The following is a 17,277-nucleotide window of genomic DNA, read 5'->3' on the forward strand; positions in this document are numbered from 1 at the left end:
TGCCGCGTGAAGCCAAGTACGGCGCAGCCTAACGGCCGTGGCGGCTCAGCCATTGGCCGGCCAGTGCCCGTGCCTTCGCGTCCGCCGTGAATACCGCGTCCAGGTCATCCAGCGCCACCACGGGCTGAAGATTCAAGACTTCTTCGATGATACTCGCGATTTCCAGGTAGCGAACCCGTCCGTCGAGAAACGCCGCGACCGCCACTTCGTTGGCCGCATTCAGCATCGCCGGGGCGCTGTCGCCGGCTTCCGCCGCCTGGCGCGCCAGGCGCAGGCAAGGGAAGCGCTGCTCGTCCGGTGCCTCGAAGTCCAGGCGCGCCACCGCGAACAGGTCCAGCGGCGCCACGCCCGAATCGATCCGCTCGGGCCAGGCCAGTGCGTTGGCGATCGGCGTGCGCATGTCCGGGTTGCCCAACTGCGCCAACACGGAACCGTCCACATAATCGACCAGCGAATGGATCACGCTCTGCGGATGGATGACCACCTCGACCTGGGAGGGCTTGGCATCGAACAGCCAGCAGGCTTCGATCAGCTCTAGGCCCTTGTTCATCATGCTGGCCGAATCCACCGAAATCTTGCGCCCCATGGACCAGTTCGGGTGGGCACACGCCTGCTCAGGTGAAACATGCGCCAAGTCAGCCATCGGCGTCTGCCGGAAAGGGCCGCCGGAGGCCGTCAGAAGAATCCGACGGACACCGACATGGCTCAATCCGCGGGAGAAGTCCTGCGGCATGCATTGGAAAATAGCATTGTGCTCGCTGTCGATCGGCAGCAGCGCCGAACCGCTCTTGCGCACCGCCTGCATGAACAAGGCGCCGGACATCACCAGCGCCTCCTTGTTTGCCAGCAGGATTTTCTTGCCCGCCTCGACGGCCGCCAGGGTCGGGCGCAGCCCGGCCGCGCCGACGATCGCCGCCATCACGGCGTCCACTTCGGGAGCTGCAGCCACCTGGCACAGCCCCTCCTCCCCCACCAGCACGCGGGTCGGCAGGCCGGCGGCGCGCAGGTCGTCCTGCAGGTGGCGCGCAGCCTGAGCCTCAGGCACGACCGCGAATTGCGGTACATGACGCACGCACAGGGCGAGCAGCTCGCTCAGGCGGCTGAACCCACTCAAGGCGAACGCCCGGTAACGGTCAGGATGGCGCGCGATGACATCCAGGGTGCTCAGACCGATGGAACCGGTCGCCCCCAGTACGGTGATCTGCTGCGGCCGGCTCACGGTGCGGCCATCCACAGCATCACGGCGAACAGCGGGATCGCTGCGGTCAGGCTGTCGATGCGGTCCAGGACACCGCCGTGCCCCGGCAGCAGGTTACTGCTGTCCTTGATGCCGGACTGGCGCTTGAACATGCTTTCGGTGAGGTCGCCCACCACCGAAACGAACACGATCACGGCCGCCCCGATCAAGCCCTTGAACAGCTGCGCCACGGTCCAGTCGCGCACGAAGCCGACCAGCACGGTGATCGCCAGGCTCAAGGCGAGGCCGCCGTAGACGCCCTCCCAACTCTTGCCCGGGCTGACCTGCGGCGCCAGCTTGCGCTTGCCGAAGGCCCGGCCGGAGAAGTAGGCGCCGATGTCGGCGCCCCACACCAGCACCATCACCGCCATGATCAGCCAGTTGCCCAGCGGGTACTGCTTGATCTGCACCAGCCCTTGCCAGGCGGGCAGCAGGATCAGGAAGCCGATGACCAGCTTGCACGCCGCGCTGGCCCAATGCCCGCTGGATTGCGGGTAGGTCAGCACCAGATACGTGGCCACCGCCCACCACAGCACCGAAGCGCCGAGCACCCAGGGCGCAAGGCCGGGCAGGATGTACATGACGAACAGCATCAACGCCACCACGGCGGCGTAGCCTACGCGGAACGACTGCGCGCCGAAGCCCGCCAGACGCGCCCATTCCCACGCGCCGAGACTCACGACCAGCCCGATGAACAACGCAAAACCGGATCCTTCGAGCAGAAAGAAACCGCCCAACGCGATCGGCAGCAAGATCAGTGCGGTGATGATTCGTTGTTTAAGCATTAAACCCGGGCTCCGGCTTCGACCTGCTCGCTCGTTTTACCGAAGCGGCGCTGGCGCGAAGCGAAATCGGCCAGCGCGTTGCGCATGGCATCGTGTTTGAAGTCCGGCCAGAACAGGTCGGAGAAATACAGCTCGGCGTAAGCGAGCTGCCAGAGCAGGAAGTTGCTGATGCGGTGTTCGCCGCCGGTGCGGATGCACAGGTCCGGCAACGGCAGGTCGCCGGTGGCCAGGCACGCCTGCAACAGGTCCGGCGTGATGTCGTCCGGCCGCAGGTGACCGGCCTGCACCTCACGGGCAAGACGCTGCGCAGCCTGCGCGATGTCCCACTGGCCGCCGTAGTTGGCGGCGATCTGCAGGACAAAGCGGTTGGCGCCGGCGGTCATCGCCTCGGCTTCGCGCATCGCCGCCTGAAGCTCAGGGTGGAAGCGCGAACGGTCGCCGATGATGCGCAGGCTGATGTTGTTGTCGTTGAGGCGCTTGGCCTCACGACGCAACGCCTTGAAGAACAGATCCATCAAGGCGCTGACCTCATCGGCCGGGCGCTGCCAGTTCTCGCTGGAGAAGGCAAACAGCGTCAGCACCTCGACCTTGGCCTCGGCGCACACTTCTATCACCGCACGCACGGCATCCACGCCCGCCTTGTGCCCGGCGACGCCGGGCATGAAGCGTTTCTTCGCCCAGCGGTTGTTGCCATCCATGATGATCGCGACATGGCGCGGCACCGCGGACGGCGCAGTCTGCTTGGTCTTTTCCATGAAGGCGTCCTGACCCTTTATACGGCCATCAGATCCTTTTCTTTTTCTTCGGTCGCCTTGGCGATCTGACCTTCGAAGTCCTTGATCAGCTTGTCGATGTCGGCACCGGCGCGACGCTCTTCGTCTTCGCTGATTTCCTTGTCCTTGGACAGCTTCTTCAGCTCGCCCAGGGCGTCACGACGGATGTTGCGCACGGCGACGCGGGCATCTTCGGCCGCGGCGCGCGCCTGCTTGGTGAAGCCCTTGCGGGTCTCTTCGGTCAGCGGCGCCATCTTGATCAGCAGCAACTCGCCAAGGTTGGTCGGGTTGAGGTTGAGGCCGGCGCTGCCGATGGCCTTGTCGATGGCGCCGAGCATGTTGCGCTCGAACGGCACCACCTGCAGGGTCTGGCTGTCCTTCACGGTCACGTTGGCCACACCGCTCAGCGGGGTGTCGGCGCCGTAGTAAGGCACCATCACGCTGCCCAGGATGCTCGGGTGGGCCTTGCCGGTGCGGATCTGGCCGAACGCGTGCGCCAGGGACTCCAGGGACTTCTGCATGCGCGCCTGGGCGTCTTTCTTGATTTCGTTGATCATTGTTGAACTTCCTCGATCAGGGTTCCTTCGGCGCCGCCATGCACGATGTTCAGCAGGGCGCCGGGCTTGTTCATGTTGAATACACGCAGCGGCATCTTGTGGTCGCGGCACAGGCAAATGGCCGTCAGATCCATCACACCCAGCTTGCGATCCAGCACTTCATCGTAGGTCAGATGATCGAACTTCTCGGCATGCGGGTCTTTGAACGGGTCTGCGGTGTAGACGCCATCGACCTTGGTCGCCTTGAGCACGACGTCGGCGTCGATTTCGATGGCTCGCAGGCAGGCTGCCGAATCCGTGGTGAAGAACGGATTGCCGGTGCCGGCGGCGAAAATCACGACATCCTTGGAGTTCAGGTGGCGCATGGCCTTGCGGCGATCATAATGATCGGTCACGCCGACCATGGAAATGGCGGACATCACGATGGCCGAGATATTGGCACGTTCCAGCGCATCGCGCATGGCCAGGGCGTTCATCACAGTGGCCAGCATGCCCATGTGGTCGCCCGTGACGCGGTCCATGCCGGCCTTGCTCAGGGCTTCGCCGCGGAACAGGTTGCCGCCGCCGATCACCAGACCGACCTGAACACCGATGCCGACCAGCTGGCCGACTTCCAGCGCCATGCGGTCCAGCACCTTCGGGTCGATCCCGAACTCTTCCGAGCCCATCAGGGCCTCGCCGCTGAGCTTGAGTAGAATGCGTTTATAGCGAGCCTGATAACCACTGCCCTGCTGAGCCATTGCGAATCTCTCCTGCGGCGTATTTAAAAATTCTTTGCGAGCTGTTTGCAGCTGGCGCTTCACTCTAGCTTGGCGCTGCTTCAGCGCCATCGGAACATGGCTTTGTAAGTCAGTTCCAAGCGGAAACCAATTAAAAAATCGGTCACCGTATCTGAAAAGAGGCTGCGCGCGTGAGCGGGCAGCCTCTTTCGGGCGACAGTTGAAAAACCGTCTTACTGCTTGGCGGCAGCCACTTGTGCGGCAACTTCTTCAGCGAAGTTGTCGACTGGCTTCTCGATGCCTTCGCCCACTTTGAAGTAGGTGAAGGAAACGATTTCAGCGCCGGCTTTCTTGGCCAGTTCGCCGACCTTGACTTCCGGGTTCATGACGAACGCTTGCTCGACCAGCGAGGCTTCGGCCAGGAACTTCGAGATACGACCTTTGATCATGTTCTCGACGATGTTTTCCGGCTTGCCCGCGATCTTGTCGGCGTTCAGCTGCAGGAAAACGCCTTTTTCGCGTTCGATGGCTTCGGCCGACACTTCCGACGGCAGCAGGAACTCTGGGTTCGAAGCGGCAACGTGCATGGCGATGTTCTTGGCCAGTTCGATGTCGCCGCCTTTCAGAACGACGGTAGCGCCGATCTTGTTGCCGTGCAGGTAAGCACCGACAACGTCACCCTCAACGCGCGCCAGGCGACGGATGTTGACGTTTTCGCCGCACTTGGCGACCAGGGCTTCACGGGCGGCTTCACGGGATGCGATCAGCGGAGCGGCGTCGGTCAGCTTCTGGGCGAAGGCTTCTTCCAGGCTTTCGGCGACGAAGTTCTTGAAGTCGTCCTGCAGGGCCAGGAAGTCGGTCTGCGAGTTCACTTCCAGCAGAACGGCGGATTTACCGTCGGTCTTCACGGCGATGGCGCCTTCGGCAGCGATGTTGCCTGCTTTCTTGGCAGCCTTGATGGCGCCCGAAGCACGCATGTCATCAATGGCTTTCTCGATGTCGCCGCCAGCCTTTTCCAGGGCTTTCTTGCAATCCATCATGCCTTCGCCGGTGCGCTCGCGCAGTTCTTTGACCAACGCTGCAGTAATTGCTGCCATTTTCAAATTCCTCTTGGATAGGTTTTCAACCATTCCACCCGACTGAACGGGCGTTCAATTCTTCCCGAACCACCTTGTATAGCCGCTGCACGTTACAGATGCAGGGCGGGCGCTGCCACAAGCGGGCGCCGACAAATGGTTTTCGAGGTGGCAAAAAGGGGGCCAAGCCCCCTTTTTGCTTACTGAGTCAACGCCAGGGCGTCAATTACTCAGCTGCAGCCGCCGGAGCTTCTTCAGCGAAGACTTCGGTGCCGCCAGCAACGTTGTTGCGGCCACGGATAACGGCGTCAGCCATCGAACCCATGTACAGCTCGATCGCGCGGATGGCGTCGTCGTTGCCTGGGATGATGTAGTCAACGCCTTCCGGGCTGCTGTTGGTATCGACTACGCCGATGACCGGGATGCCCAGCTTGTTGGCTTCGGTGATCGCGATGCGCTCGTGGTCGACGTCGATCACGAACAGAGCGTCCGGCAGGCCGCCCATGTCCTTGATGCCGCCCAGGGAGCGATCCAGCTTCTCGAGGTCACGGGTGCGCATCAGCGCTTCTTTCTTGGTCAGCTTGGCGAAGGTGCCGTCTTCGGCTTGAACTTCGAGGTCACGCAGACGCTTGATGGAAGCACGGATGGTCTTGAAGTTGGTCAGCATGCCGCCCAACCAGCGGTGATCGACGTACGGCGAGCCGCAGCGTGCTGCTTGCTCGGCGACGATCTTGCCGGCGGAACGCTTGGTGCCGACGAACAGAATCTTGTTTTTGCCCTGGGCCAGGCGCTCTACGAAGGTCAGTGCTTCGTTGAACATCGGCAGGGTTTTTTCAAGGTTGATGATGTGGATCTTGTTGCGCGCGCCGAAAATGTACTTGCCCATTTTCGGGTTCCAGTAACGGGTTTGGTGACCGAAGTGCACACCGGCCTTCAGCATATCGCGCATGTTGACTTGGGACATGATAGTTCCTTGATAAGTCGGGTTGGGCCTCCACGCATCCCAATGACCAACCGCCGATCCGAGGATCAAGGGCACCCAGGTCATCGTGTCGACACGTGTGTGGGTTAATGCTTTCGGGGCTATCCCCGGAAAGCGGCGCATTTTATATCACAAGGAGGGCGCAAACGGAACCCGGAATCTGCATTCGCATCAGGGACATGAGGGAAGCGCGCCGCGGATCCGCCCTGGCACGGCATTGTACGGACGGACGCGATGCACACAGACGCGGATTTGCGCCTTTCGTCTGTTAGAATCGCGTTTTTCAGGGCCGCAGCCTGAACGCCTGCCGTCCTATCCGTATCTGCAAGCGCCGCCGGGCGCAGAGAGAGCCTGTATGACCGTCAACCTCAAAACCCCCGAGGACATCGCTGGCATGCGTGTCGCCGGCAAACTGGCCGCCGACGTGCTGGAAATGATCGCCGAACACGTAAAGCCGGGCATCACCACCGATGAGCTGAACCAGATCTGCCACGACTACATCGTCAACGTGCAGCAGGCCATCCCCGCCCCGCTCAACTACAAGGGCTACCCGAAGTCGATCTGCACCTCGATCAACCACGTGGTCTGCCACGGCATCCCCAACGACAAGCCGCTGAAGAACGGCGACACCCTGAACATCGACGTCACGGTGATCAAGGACGGCTACCACGGCGACACCAGCCGCATGTTCCACGTCGGCACCGTGCCGGTCTGGGCCGAACGCCTGTCCCTGGTCACCCAGGAATGCATGTACAAGGCGATCGAGATCGTCAAGCCCGGCTGCCGCCTCGGCGACATCGGCGAAATCATCCAGAAGCACGCCGAGAAGAACGGCTTCTCGGTGGTGCGCGAGTTCTGCGGCCACGGCATCGGCAAGGTGTTCCATGAAGAGCCGCAGATCCTGCACTACGGCCGCGCCGGCACCGGCATGGAGCTGCAGGCCGGCATGACCTTTACCATCGAGCCGATGATCAACCAGGGCAAGGCCGACACCAAGGTGCTGGGCGACGGCTGGACCGCCATCACCAAGGACCGCAAGCTCTCGGCGCAGTGGGAACACACCCTGCTGGTCACCGAAACCGGCTACGAGATCTTCACCCTGCGCAGCGACGACACGATCCCGCGCGTATCGGCCTGACCCAGACACCGCTCCCAGCCTATAGAAGGAAAGCCAACCGATGCCGCAGGTGGATCCCGAACTCTTCGACCGCGGCCAGTTCCAGGCTGAACTGGCCCTGAAAGCGAGTCCCATCGCGGCATTCAAGAAGGCCATCCGCCAGGCCCACGAGGTGCTCGACACGCGTTTTCGCAACGGCCGCGACATCCGCCGGCTGATCGAAGACCGCGCCTGGTTCGTCGACAACATCCTGCAAAAGGCCTGGGAGCAGTTCAACTGGAGCGACGACGCCGACATCGCGCTGGTGGCGGTCGGCGGCTACGGCCGCGGTGAGCTGCACCCCTATTCCGACATCGATCTGCTGATCCTGCTGGACAGCGCCGACCATGAGATCTTCCGCGACTCCATCGAGCGTTTCCTGACCCTGCTCTGGGACATCGGCCTGGAGGTCGGCCAGAGCGTGCGCTCGGTGGACGAATGCGCCGAAGAGGCCCGCGCCGACCTCACGGTCGTCACCAACCTGATGGAAAGCCGCACCATCTGCGGCCCCGAGCGCCTGCGCCAGCGGATGCTGGACGTCACCAGCACCGCCCACATGTGGCCGAGCAAGGAGTTCTTCCTGGCCAAGCGCGCCGAGCAGAAGGCCCGCCACCACAAGTACAACGACACCGAGTACAACCTGGAGCCCAACGTCAAAGGCTCGCCCGGCGGGCTGCGGGACATCCAGACGATCCTCTGGGTCGCCCGGCGCCAGTACGGCACCCTGAACCTGCGGGCGCTGGCCGGCGAAGGCTTTCTGGTGGAGAGCGAAAACGCCCTGCTCGCCTCGTCCCAGGAGTTCCTCTGGAAGGTGCGCTATGCCCTGCACATGCTGGCCGGCCGCGCCGAGGATCGCCTGCTGTTCGACCATCAGCGCTCGATCGCCACGCTGCTGGGTTTTGAAGGCGACGACGCCAAGCAAGCCGTCGAAAACTTCATGCAGCAGTATTTCCGCGTGGTGATGAGCATCGCCCAGCTCAGCGACCTGATCATCCAGCACTTCGAGGAAGTCATCCTCGCGCCGGAGGACGAAGCCCCGCCGCAGCCGATCAACGCACGGTTCCAGCTGCACGACGGCTACATCGAGGCCCGCAGCGAAAACGTGTTCCGCCGCACGCCGTTCGCCATGCTCGAGATCTTCGTGCTGATGGCCCAGCAGCCGGAAATCAAGGGCGTGCGGGCCGACACCATCCGCCTGCTGCGCGAACACCGGCACCTGATCGACGACAATTTCCGCAACGACATCCGCAACACCAGCCTGTTCATCGAGCTGTTCAAGTGCAAGATCGGCATCCACCGCAACCTGCGCCGGATGAACCGCTACGGCATCCTCGGGCGCTACCTGCCGGAGTTCGGCTTCATCGTCGGGCAGATGCAGCACGACCTGTTCCACATCTACACCGTGGACGCCCACACGCTGAACCTGATCAAGCACCTGCGCAAACTGCAGTACACCCAGGTGTCGGAAAAATTCCCGCTGGCCAGCAAGCTCATGGGCAAGCTGCCCAAGCCCGAACTGATCTACCTGGCCGGCCTGTACCACGACATCGGCAAGGGCCGCCACGGCGACCACTCCGAGATCGGCGCCGTGGACGCCGAGGCCTTCTGCCAGCGCCACCAGTTGCCGGTCTGGGACACCCGCCTGATCGTGTGGCTGGTGCAGAACCACCTGGTGATGTCCACCACCGCCCAGCGCAAGGACCTGTCCGACCCGCAGGTGATCCACGACTTCGCCCAGACCGTCGGCGACGAGACCCGCCTGGACTATCTCTACGTGCTGACCGTGGCCGACATCAACGCCACCAACCCGACCCTGTGGAACTCCTGGCGCGCCAGCCTGCTGCGCCAGCTCTACACCGAAACCAAGCGTGCGCTGCGCCGCGGCCTGGAAAACCCGGTGGATCGCGAGGAGCAGATCCGCCAGACCCAGAGCGCCGCGCTGGACATCCTGGTGCGCGGCGGCACCGACCCGGACGACGTCGAGCAATTGTGGGCGCAGCTGGGCGACGACTACTTCCTGCGCCACACCGCCGGCGACGTGGCCTGGCACAGCGACGCGATCCTCCAGCAACCGGCCGACGGCGGCCCGCTGGTGCTGATCAAGGAGACCACCCAGCGCGAGTTCGAAGGCGGCACGCAGATCTTCATCTATGCGCCGGACCAGCACGACTTCTTCGCCGTGACGGTGGCGGCGATGGATCAGCTCAACCTGAACATCCACGACGCCCGGATCATCACCTCCAGCAGCCAGTTCACCCTCGACACCTACATCGTGCTCGACACCGACGGCGACTCGATCGGCGACAACCCGCTGCGGGTCAAGCAGATCCGCGACGGGCTGACGGAGGCCCTGCGCAACCCTGACGACTACCCGACGATCATCCAGCGCCGGGTGCCGCGCCAGCTCAAGCATTTCGCGTTTGCGCCGCAGGTGACGATCCACAACGACGCCCAGCGTCCGGTGACGGTGCTGGAGCTCACGGCACCGGACCGGCCGGGCCTGCTGGCGCGGGTCGGCGGGATTTTCCTGGAGTTCGACCTGTCGCTGCAGAACGCCAAGATCGCCACCCTGGGCGAGCGGGTGGAAGACGTGTTCTTCATCACCGACGCGCACAACCAGCCGTTGTCCGACCCGCTGCTGTGCAGCCGATTGCAGGATGCGATCGTCGAGCAACTGAGCGTCAACCAGGAGCCCGACATCAAGCTGTCGCGCATCAGCATCTGACCCGACTATTTTCCCCTTGCGGGAGCGGGCTCGCCCGCTCCCGCACAGCACGAGACCCTTCATGAACAACGCCCTGAACCAGTTGCAGCCCTACCCGTTCGAAAAGCTCCGCGCCTTGCTCGGCAGCGTCACGCCGAACCCGGACAAGCGCCCGATCGCCCTGTCGATCGGCGAGCCGAAACACCGCTCGCCGAGCTTTGTCGCCGAGGCGCTGGCCAGCAACCTGGAGCAGATGGCGGTGTACCCGACCACCCTCGGCATCCCGGCCCTGCGCGAAGCCATCGCCGCCTGGTGCGAACGCCGCTTCAACGTGCCGGGCGGCTGGATCGACCCGGCGCGCAACGTGCTGCCGGTCAACGGCACCCGCGAGGCGCTGTTCGCCTTCACCCAGACCGTGGTCAACCGCGGTGACGACGCGCTGGTGGTCAGCCCGAACCCGTTCTACCAGATCTACGAAGGCGCGGCGTTCCTGGCCGGGGCCAAGCCGCACTACCTGCCGTGCCTGGACGAAAACGGCTTCAACCCGGACTTCGACGCGGTGTCGCCGGACATCTGGAAACGCTGCCAGATTCTGTTCCTGTGCTCGCCGGGCAACCCGACCGGCGCGCTGATCCCCCTCGACACCCTCAAAAAACTGATCGCCCTGGCTGACGAGCATGATTTCGTGATCGCCGCCGACGAGTGCTACAGCGAACTGTACTTCGACGAACAGACCCCGCCGCCGGGCCTGCTGACCGCCTGCGCCGAGCTGGGCCGCAAGGACTTCAAGCGCTGCGTGGTGTTCCACAGCCTGTCCAAGCGCTCGAACCTGCCGGGGCTGCGCTCGGGCTTCGTCGCCGGGGACGCCGACGTCCTCAAGGGCTTCCTGCTGTACCGCACCTACCACGGCTGCGCGATGCCGGTGCAGACCCAACTGGCCAGCGTCGCCGCCTGGAACGACGAAGTGCACGTGCGCGCCAACCGTGCGCTGTACCGCGAGAAGTTCGACGCCGTGCTGGCGATCCTCAGCCCGGTGATGGACGTGCAGCGCCCCGACGGCAGCTTCTACCTGTGGCCGAACGTGAACGGCGACGACGCGGCGTTCTGCCGCGACCTGTTCGAACAGGAGCACGTGACCGTGGTGCCGGGTTCGTACCTGTCCCGCGACGTCGACGGCGTCAACCCTGGGGCCGGCCGTGTGCGCATGGCGCTGGTGGCACCGCTGGCGGAGTGCGTCGAGGCCGCCGAACGGATCCGCGCGTTCATCACCCGTCGACAGTGAGCCCGACACCGTGCCAGCCATGCTGGCACGGTGACTTTTCATATCGGGAAACACCTGCGCACGGCGCGGACACCTTTTAGTGCAGGAAGGCGGGTTACTCTTGCCCCGCGCATCGATTTGCGCATCGCCCCCTCCACTTCAAGGATGAAGCCCCCATGAATCAATTGCAGGATTGCAGGCTCGTGCAATGGCCGGACGACCAGGCCGCCCATGACACCGCCATCAACGAAAACCCCGCCAACGCCGGCACCGCCAGCGGCGGACGCCGCAAGCGTTCGCTGATCGACTATTCGAAACTCTGGGCCAACGGCCGAACCCTGACGATCGCCTTCATCGACGCGCCCGACCCCGAGCGCAAACAGAGAATCATCAGCGCCGCCAGCCGCTGGCTGCCGTACATCAACCTGACGTTCGATTTCGTCGAAGGCGTAAAGGGCGATATCCGCATCGCGACGAAGAAGAACAACAACAGCTCGATGCTCGGCACCGACGCGCTGCTCGTCCATCCCGACTGGCCCACCATGAACCTGGGCGTGACGCCCGACCATCCGGACTTCGACGTGATCGTCACCCATGAGTTCGGCCATGCCCTGGGCGCGATGCACGAACACCTGCATCTGCAGGCCAAAATCCCCTGGGACAAACCCAAGGTGTACGCGTTTTACCAGAACCGCGAGATGAACCCGCTGACCCGCAAGCAGGTCGACCTGAACCTGTTCAAAACCTTCAGCACGCCGGTGGCGATCCACACTGACTACGACCGCCGGTCAATCATGCATCACCCGGTCTCGAACGAACTGACGCTGGGGGACTGGGAAAACCCGATCAACCGCAAGATCAGCAAAAAGGACAAGAAGATGATGCGGCTGATGTACCCGAAGCAGCCCCGGCAAACCCGCTGAGCACCCGGCCCTTGCCGGGGCCTCCGCTCACTTGACCTGCCCCAGGTTCGCCTCGCTCAGATCAAGGTCCGCCAGCACTTCTCGCAGCACGTCATCACCGATCTGGTGGTGACGGCTCAGGCTGTAAAGCGTCAGACGCTGCGCCCGCAGCGCCTTCAGGCGCAGGCGACGCTCCAGCAGATCCATCTGGAAAGCCAGCGCCTGGGCTTCGGCCGAATCGTTGAACACCTCCAGCTGATGGCGGTACTCGGACATGATCCGTGCCTTGAGCTCCACCGCCAGGGCGGCCTCGGCGGCGTCCTGCGGGTTGGCCTCTTCGGTCTCCAGCGCATGGATCGCCGCCTCGGCGGTCTTGCGCCAGGCCTCGCGGACTTCCTGGCGGCGCTTGTCGTCCGGGCTCTTCTCGACGCCCCGAAGCAGCAGCGGCAGCGCGATGCAGGCCGCAATCAGCGACAGCAGGATCACCCCGGCGGCGATGAAGATCAGCAAGTCCCGCTCCGGAAACGCTTGCGCGCCCATCAGCATCGGCACCGACATCACACCCGCCAACGTCACCGCCCCGCGCACCCCGCCCACCGTCAGCAGCCAGCAGGAACGCGCCGTCGGCACCTGCGTCAGGTCGCCCTTGCCGCGCAGACGGCGCAACAGCACAGACAGGCGCCAGATGCTCTGCACCCAGACGAAGCGCAGCAGCACCAGCGCCAGGAAGATCGCCAGCACTTCGAGGCCACGGTAGAACAACGCGGGCCACAACGTCGGTTCATGGCTGACCACCGCCTTGACGATGTCCGGCAACTGCAGGCCCAGCAGCAGGAAAATCAGGCCGTTGAAGGCGAACTCCAACAGCGACCAGACGCTGCGGTTGAGCAGCCGGGTGCTGGTTTGGCGCGGCAACAGGTCGAGCCAGCTCTGCATCATGCCGGCCGCGACGGCCGAGAGGATGCCCGAAGCGCCCAGGCGTTCGGCAAGCACGTAAGCGGCGAACGGCAACAGCAGCATGAACACCACATGGGTCGCCGGATCGTCCCAGCCGCGGGCGATCATCCACGCCCGCAGCCGGCCGACCAGCCAGCTCAGCGCCACGCCGACCAGCAGGCCTCCCGCCGCCACCAGCACGAATGTCAGGCTCGCGCCGGCCAGCGAAAACGCGCCGGTGACCGCCGCCACCAGGGCGAACTTGAACGTCACCAGGCCCGAGGCGTCGTTCATCAGCGCCTCGCCCTGCAGGACGTGCATCAACGGAGTCGGCAGGCGGTTCTGGGAGATGGCGGACACCGCCACCGCATCGGTGGGCGACAGCACGGCCGCCAGGGCGAAGGCCACCGGCAACGGGATGTCCGGCAGCAGCCAATGGATGAAGTAGCCCGCCCCGACGACGGTGAACAGCACCAGCCCCACCGCCAGCGTCAGGATCGGGCCGCGCAAGTGCCAGAACGCCCGCTTGGGCATGCGCCAGCCATCGGAAAACAGCAGCGGCGGCAAAAACAGGAACAGGAACAGTTCAGGATCGAGGGCGACATGCAGCCCCAGCGTCGGCCAGGCCAGCAAGGCCCCGGCGGCGATCTGCACCAGCGGCAGCGGCAAGGGGACGACCCGTCCGACCAGGCGCGAGACGCTGACCAGCATCAACAGGATCAGGACGGTGTAGGCGGTTTGCATAAAGCGGATGTCTCAGGCGATCGACAGCGATGAACTGCCATATTAGCCGCATAGGCTCCGGATGACCGTTGCACCTATGTCGCACAGCCTCGATCGGCCCTTCTGCGGGCGCCAGCCTGCTGGTGATGGCCTCACCCGGCCAAACCAGACAGCGGCCCCACAGGCCCGATCAAGATTCCGGCGAGTAAATCGACCACGGCCGCCGCGATACCGTCCGGTCATGGCATAATCCGACACCATTTTTCTCCAGCACCTGTAAAGGGGGCGATTCCTTGACCGTTTCAAGCAAAACGTTGCACCTTTTCGGCATCAAAGCCTGCGACACCATGAAAAAGGCGCGCACCTGGCTCGATGAACACGCTGTCAGCTACGACTTCCACGACTACAAGACCGCCGGCATCGACCGTGAGCACCTGACCCAATGGTGCGACGAACATGGCTGGCAAACCGTGCTGAACCGCGCGGGCACGACCTTCCGCAAGCTCGACGACGAACAGAAAGCCGATCTCGACCAGCCGAAGGCCATCGAACTGATGCTCGCCCAACCCTCGATGATCAAGCGCCCGGTGCTCGATCTCGGTGACCGAACCCTGATTGGCTTCAAGCCAGATACCTACGCGGCAGCGCTCAAGTAAGCGGCCCGTCCCCATTCGATAGAGGTATTCACATGTCCAACTCCCTGTTCAGCCTGGCCTTCGGCGTCGGCACCCAAAACCGTGACGGCGCCTGGCTGGAAGTGTTCTACGCCCAGCCGCTGCTCAAGCCGTCGGCCGAGCTGGTCGCCGCCGTCGCGCCGATCCTGGGCTACAGCGAAGGCAACCAGGCCATCGCCTTCACCACCGCCCAGGCCGCGCAACTGGCCGAAGCCGTGAAGGGCGTCGACGCCGCGCAGGCCAAGCTGCTGACCCGCCTGGCCGAAAGCCACAAGCCGCTGGTCGCCACCCTGCTGGCCGAAGACACCCAGCTGACCTCCACCCCTGAGGCCTACCTGAAGCTGCACCTGCTGTCCCACCGCCTGGTGAAGCCGCACGGCGTGAGCCTGGCCGGCATCTTCCCGCTGCTGCCGAACGTGGCCTGGACCAGCCAGGGCGCCATCGACCTGAGCGAACTGGCCGAACTGCAGCTCGAAGCCCGCCTGCGCGGCGAGCTGCTGGAAGTGTTCTCGGTGGACAAGTTCCCGAAAATGACCGACTACGTCGTGCCGGCCGGCGTGCGCATCGCTGACGCCGCCCGCCTGCGCCTGGGCGCCTACGTGGGCGAAGGCACCACCGTGATGCACGAAGGCTTCGTCAACTTCAACGCCGGCACCGAAGGCCCGGGCATGATCGAAGGCCGCGTGTCCGCCGGCGTGTTCGTCGGCAAGGGTTCGGACCTGGGCGGCGGCTGCTCGACCATGGGCACCCTGTCGGGCGGCGGCAACATTGTGATCAAGGTCGGCGAAGGCTGCCTGATCGGCGCCAACGCCGGCATCGGCATCCCGCTGGGCGACCGCAACACCGTCGAGTCGGGCCTGTACGTGACCGCCGGCACCAAGGTCGCGCTGCTGGACGAGAACAACCAGTTGGTCAAGGTGGTCAAGGCCCGTGACCTGGCCGGCCAGACCGACCTGCTGTTCCGCCGCAATTCGGAAACCGGTGCCGTGGAGTGCAAGACCCACAAATCGGCCATCGAACTGAACGAAGCGCTGCACGCCCACAACTAAGCGGCACATCGTCCAACCTGTGGGAGCGGGCTTGCCCGCCCCCACAGGTCTTGTGCATAGGCCGAACGACATGATGATTCCCTCCCCCTGGCGTGCCGACTTCCCGGCCATCGCCGCCCTGCAACGGCAAGGCCAGACCTACCTGGACAACGCCGCCACCACGCAAAAGCCCCAGGCCCTGCTCGACGCGCTGGCGCATTACTACGCCAACGGCGCCGCCAACGTGCACCGCGCGCAACACCTGCCCGGCGCCCATGCCACACAGGCGTTCGAAGACACCCGCCTGAAGGTGGCGCAATGGCTCAACGCCGGCGACAGCGGGCAGATCATCTTCACCCACGGCGCCACCAGCGCGCTGAATCTCCTGGCCTATGGCCTGGAACACCTTTTCTCTGCGGGCGACGAAATCGTCGTCAGCGCCCTGGAGCATCACGCCAACCTGCTGCCGTGGCAGCAACTGGCCCGCCGCCGCGACCTGAAGCTGGTGATCCTGCCGCTGGACGCCGACGGCCTGATCGATCTTGCGCAAGCGGTGCACCTGATCGGCCCGCGCACCCGTCTGCTGGCGGTCAGTCAGTTGTCCAACGTGCTCGGTGCCTGGCAACCGTTGCCCGCCCTGCTCGCCATGGCCAAAGTGCACGACGCCCTGACCGTGGTCGACGGCGCCCAAGGCGTGGTGCACGGTCGCCACGACGTGCAGGCGCTGGGCTGCGACTTCTATGTGTTTTCCAGCCACAAGCTGTACGGGCCCGACGGCCTCGGCGCGCTGTTCGGGCGCAACGCGGCGCTTGAGCGCTTGCGGCCGTGGCAGTTCGGCGGCGAAATGGTGCTCGAAGCCCATTACCACGACTCGCGCTTTCGCCCGGCACCACTGGGCTTCGAGGCCGGCACGCCGCCGATCGCCAGCGTGATCGGCCTGGGCGCGACCCTCGACTACCTGGCCGGCCTGGATCAGGACGCCGTGTCCGCCCACGAGGCGGCGCTGCACGACTACCTGCTCAAAGGCCTGGCGGCGCGCAACGGCATCCGCCTGCTGGGCCGGCCGCAACTGGCGCTGGCGAGTTTTGTGGTGGACGGCGTGCACAACGCCGATCTGGCGCATCTGCTGACCGAGCAAGGCATTGCCGTGCGCGCCGGTCATCACTGCGCCATGCCGCTGCTCAAGCGCTTCGAACTGGCCGGGGCGATCCGCGTGTCGCTGGCGCTGTACAACGATTCAGAGGATCTGGAACGCTTCTTCGAAGCGCTGGACCAGGCGCTGGAGCTGTTGCGGTGAGCCTGCCGAGCGAAGCCGCCGAAGCCCTGCGGATCTTTCAGGGCGCCGCCGGCTGGGAGCAGCGGGCACGCCTGCTGATGCAGTTCGGCGACCGTCTCGCCCCTCTGGATGACGCCGACAAGTGCGACGCCAACCGGGTGCACGGCTGCGAAAGCCAAATGTGGCTGGTGGGAGAACTTCACGACGGGCGCTGGCAATTCGCGGCCGCCAGCGATGCGCGGTTGATCCGCGGGCTGGTGGCGCTGCTGCTGGTGCGGGTGAACGGGCTGACGGCGGCCGAACTGCGCCAGGTGGATCTGCCGGACTGGTTCGATCAGCTGGGGCTGTCGCGCCAACTGTCACCGTCGCGCAGCAATGGCCTGAACGCGGTGCTCCAGCGGATGAACGCGCTGGCTGGCTGAGCGCCATCGCCAGCAGGCTGGCTCCCACCGGGATCTCGGTTGGATGCAGCGCCTGCTGTCGCCCCG

The 17,277-nt window shown here is 64.5% G+C and carries 16 protein-coding genes; 8 read left to right on the forward strand and 8 right to left on the reverse strand.

Annotated features, from left to right (window positions below; all coding sequences use genetic code 11):
* Positions 1 to 28: 28 nt before the first annotated feature.
* The 7 genes from ispC to rpsB form a co-directional block, all read right to left on the reverse strand.
* Positions 29 to 1,219, reverse strand: coding sequence for a 1-deoxy-D-xylulose-5-phosphate reductoisomerase (gene ispC / locus CAG29_RS10795; protein ID WP_085581387.1), 1,191 nt, complete (start codon positions 1,217 to 1,219; stop codon positions 29 to 31).
* Positions 1,216 to 2,022: a phosphatidate cytidylyltransferase gene (locus tag CAG29_RS10800; protein WP_085581385.1), complete on the reverse strand. Its 807-nt coding sequence runs from the start codon at positions 2,020 to 2,022 to the stop codon at positions 1,216 to 1,218. The genes ispC and CAG29_RS10800 overlap by 4 nt, the downstream gene beginning before the upstream one ends.
* Positions 2,022 to 2,777, reverse strand: a complete 756-nt coding sequence (gene uppS / locus CAG29_RS10805; RefSeq protein ID WP_085581383.1) for a polyprenyl diphosphate synthase — start codon at positions 2,775 to 2,777, stop codon at positions 2,022 to 2,024. Before uppS ends, CAG29_RS10800 begins: the two co-directional genes overlap by 1 nt.
* Before the next feature lie 17 nt (positions 2,778 to 2,794).
* A complete protein-coding gene (gene frr, locus CAG29_RS10810) occupies positions 2,795 to 3,352 on the reverse strand; it encodes a ribosome recycling factor (protein ID WP_085581381.1) in 558 nt (185 codons plus the stop codon).
* A complete protein-coding gene (gene pyrH, locus CAG29_RS10815; protein ID WP_011332683.1) occupies positions 3,349 to 4,092 on the reverse strand; it encodes a UMP kinase in 744 nt (247 codons plus the stop codon). Before pyrH ends, frr begins: the two co-directional genes overlap by 4 nt.
* A gap of 212 nt (positions 4,093 to 4,304) precedes the next feature.
* On the reverse strand, positions 4,305 to 5,168 hold the full coding sequence (tsf, locus tag CAG29_RS10820) for a translation elongation factor Ts (protein ID WP_085581379.1): 864 nt from the start codon (positions 5,166 to 5,168) through the stop codon (positions 4,305 to 4,307).
* Between the two features lie 205 nt (positions 5,169 to 5,373).
* Positions 5,374 to 6,111, reverse strand: coding sequence for a 30S ribosomal protein S2 (gene rpsB, locus CAG29_RS10825; RefSeq protein ID WP_085581377.1), 738 nt, complete (start codon positions 6,109 to 6,111; stop codon positions 5,374 to 5,376).
* 373 nt (positions 6,112 to 6,484) lie between these two features.
* On the opposite strand from rpsB, the gene map reads away from it, so the two are divergent.
* The 4 genes from map (at position 6,485) to CAG29_RS10845 (ending at position 12,173) form a co-directional block, all read left to right on the forward strand.
* Entirely contained in the window at positions 6,485 to 7,267 is a 783-nt protein-coding gene (map, locus tag CAG29_RS10830) for a type I methionyl aminopeptidase (protein ID WP_085694403.1), read from the forward strand.
* Positions 7,268 to 7,307: 40 nt separating this feature from the next.
* Positions 7,308 to 10,010, forward strand: coding sequence for a [protein-PII] uridylyltransferase (locus CAG29_RS10835; protein WP_085694405.1), 2,703 nt, complete (start codon positions 7,308 to 7,310; stop codon positions 10,008 to 10,010).
* A gap of 61 nt (positions 10,011 to 10,071) precedes the next feature.
* Positions 10,072 to 11,271 carry a succinyldiaminopimelate transaminase gene (gene dapC, locus CAG29_RS10840; RefSeq protein WP_085694407.1) on the forward strand — a complete coding sequence of 400 codons (1,200 nt, stop codon included), beginning with the start codon at positions 10,072 to 10,074 and terminating at the stop codon, positions 11,269 to 11,271.
* Positions 11,272 to 11,426: 155 nt separating this feature from the next.
* Positions 11,427 to 12,173, forward strand: a complete 747-nt coding sequence (locus tag CAG29_RS10845) for a peptidase M12 (protein WP_085694409.1) — start codon at positions 11,427 to 11,429, stop codon at positions 12,171 to 12,173.
* Between the two features lie 27 nt (positions 12,174 to 12,200).
* Here the strand turns inward: CAG29_RS10845 and CAG29_RS10850 are convergent, their stop codons facing one another.
* A complete protein-coding gene (locus CAG29_RS10850) occupies positions 12,201 to 13,832 on the reverse strand; it encodes a Na+/H+ antiporter (RefSeq protein WP_085632055.1) in 1,632 nt (543 codons plus the stop codon).
* A gap of 272 nt (positions 13,833 to 14,104) precedes the next feature.
* On the opposite strand from CAG29_RS10850, the gene CAG29_RS10855 reads away from it, so the two are divergent.
* From CAG29_RS10855 to CAG29_RS10870, 4 genes are all read left to right on the forward strand, one after another.
* Positions 14,105 to 14,467 (forward strand): ArsC family reductase, encoded by a 363-nt coding sequence (locus CAG29_RS10855; protein ID WP_085581364.1) that lies wholly within the window; start codon positions 14,105 to 14,107, stop codon positions 14,465 to 14,467.
* Positions 14,468 to 14,499: 32 nt separating this feature from the next.
* Positions 14,500 to 15,534: a 2,3,4,5-tetrahydropyridine-2,6-dicarboxylate N-succinyltransferase gene (gene dapD, locus CAG29_RS10860; RefSeq protein WP_085694411.1), complete on the forward strand. Its 1,035-nt coding sequence runs from the start codon at positions 14,500 to 14,502 to the stop codon at positions 15,532 to 15,534.
* Between the two features lie 70 nt (positions 15,535 to 15,604).
* On the forward strand, positions 15,605 to 16,810 hold the full coding sequence (locus CAG29_RS10865; protein ID WP_085581360.1) for an aminotransferase class V-fold PLP-dependent enzyme: 1,206 nt from the start codon (positions 15,605 to 15,607) through the stop codon (positions 16,808 to 16,810).
* Positions 16,807 to 17,211 (forward strand): SufE family protein, encoded by a 405-nt coding sequence (locus tag CAG29_RS10870; RefSeq protein WP_085581358.1) that lies wholly within the window; start codon positions 16,807 to 16,809, stop codon positions 17,209 to 17,211. The genes CAG29_RS10865 and CAG29_RS10870 overlap by 4 nt, the downstream gene beginning before the upstream one ends.
* Positions 17,212 to 17,277: the final 66 nt, after the last annotated feature.

It is taken from the genome of Pseudomonas sp. B7(2017) (assembly GCF_002112745.1).
Taxonomy (GTDB): Bacteria; Pseudomonadota; Gammaproteobacteria; order Pseudomonadales; family Pseudomonadaceae; genus Aquipseudomonas; species Aquipseudomonas ekonensis.

Coding starts and splice junctions, on each gene's coding strand:
- CAG29_RS10800 (WP_085581385.1), bottom strand. CDS start 2,022: ATGCTTAAACAACGAATCATCACCGCACTGATCTTGCTGCCGATCGCG.
- uppS (WP_085581383.1), bottom strand. CDS start 2,777: ATGGAAAAGACCAAGCAGACTGCGCCGTCCGCGGTGCCGCGCCATGTC.
- frr (WP_085581381.1), bottom strand. CDS start 3,352: ATGATCAACGAAATCAAGAAAGACGCCCAGGCGCGCATGCAGAAGTCC.
- pyrH (WP_011332683.1), bottom strand. CDS start 4,092: ATGGCTCAGCAGGGCAGTGGTTATCAGGCTCGCTATAAACGCATTCTA.
- tsf (WP_085581379.1), bottom strand. CDS start 5,168: ATGGCAGCAATTACTGCAGCGTTGGTCAAAGAACTGCGCGAGCGCACC.
- rpsB (WP_085581377.1), bottom strand. CDS start 6,111: ATGTCCCAAGTCAACATGCGCGATATGCTGAAGGCCGGTGTGCACTTC.
- map (WP_085694403.1), top strand. CDS start 6,485: ATGACCGTCAACCTCAAAACCCCCGAGGACATCGCTGGCATGCGTGTC.
- CAG29_RS10835 (WP_085694405.1), top strand. CDS start 7,308: ATGCCGCAGGTGGATCCCGAACTCTTCGACCGCGGCCAGTTCCAGGCT.
- dapC (WP_085694407.1), top strand. CDS start 10,072: ATGAACAACGCCCTGAACCAGTTGCAGCCCTACCCGTTCGAAAAGCTC.
- CAG29_RS10845 (WP_085694409.1), top strand. CDS start 11,427: ATGAATCAATTGCAGGATTGCAGGCTCGTGCAATGGCCGGACGACCAG.
- CAG29_RS10850 (WP_085632055.1), bottom strand. CDS start 13,832: ATGCAAACCGCCTACACCGTCCTGATCCTGTTGATGCTGGTCAGCGTC.
- dapD (WP_085694411.1), top strand. CDS start 14,500: ATGTCCAACTCCCTGTTCAGCCTGGCCTTCGGCGTCGGCACCCAAAAC.
- CAG29_RS10865 (WP_085581360.1), top strand. CDS start 15,605: ATGATGATTCCCTCCCCCTGGCGTGCCGACTTCCCGGCCATCGCCGCC.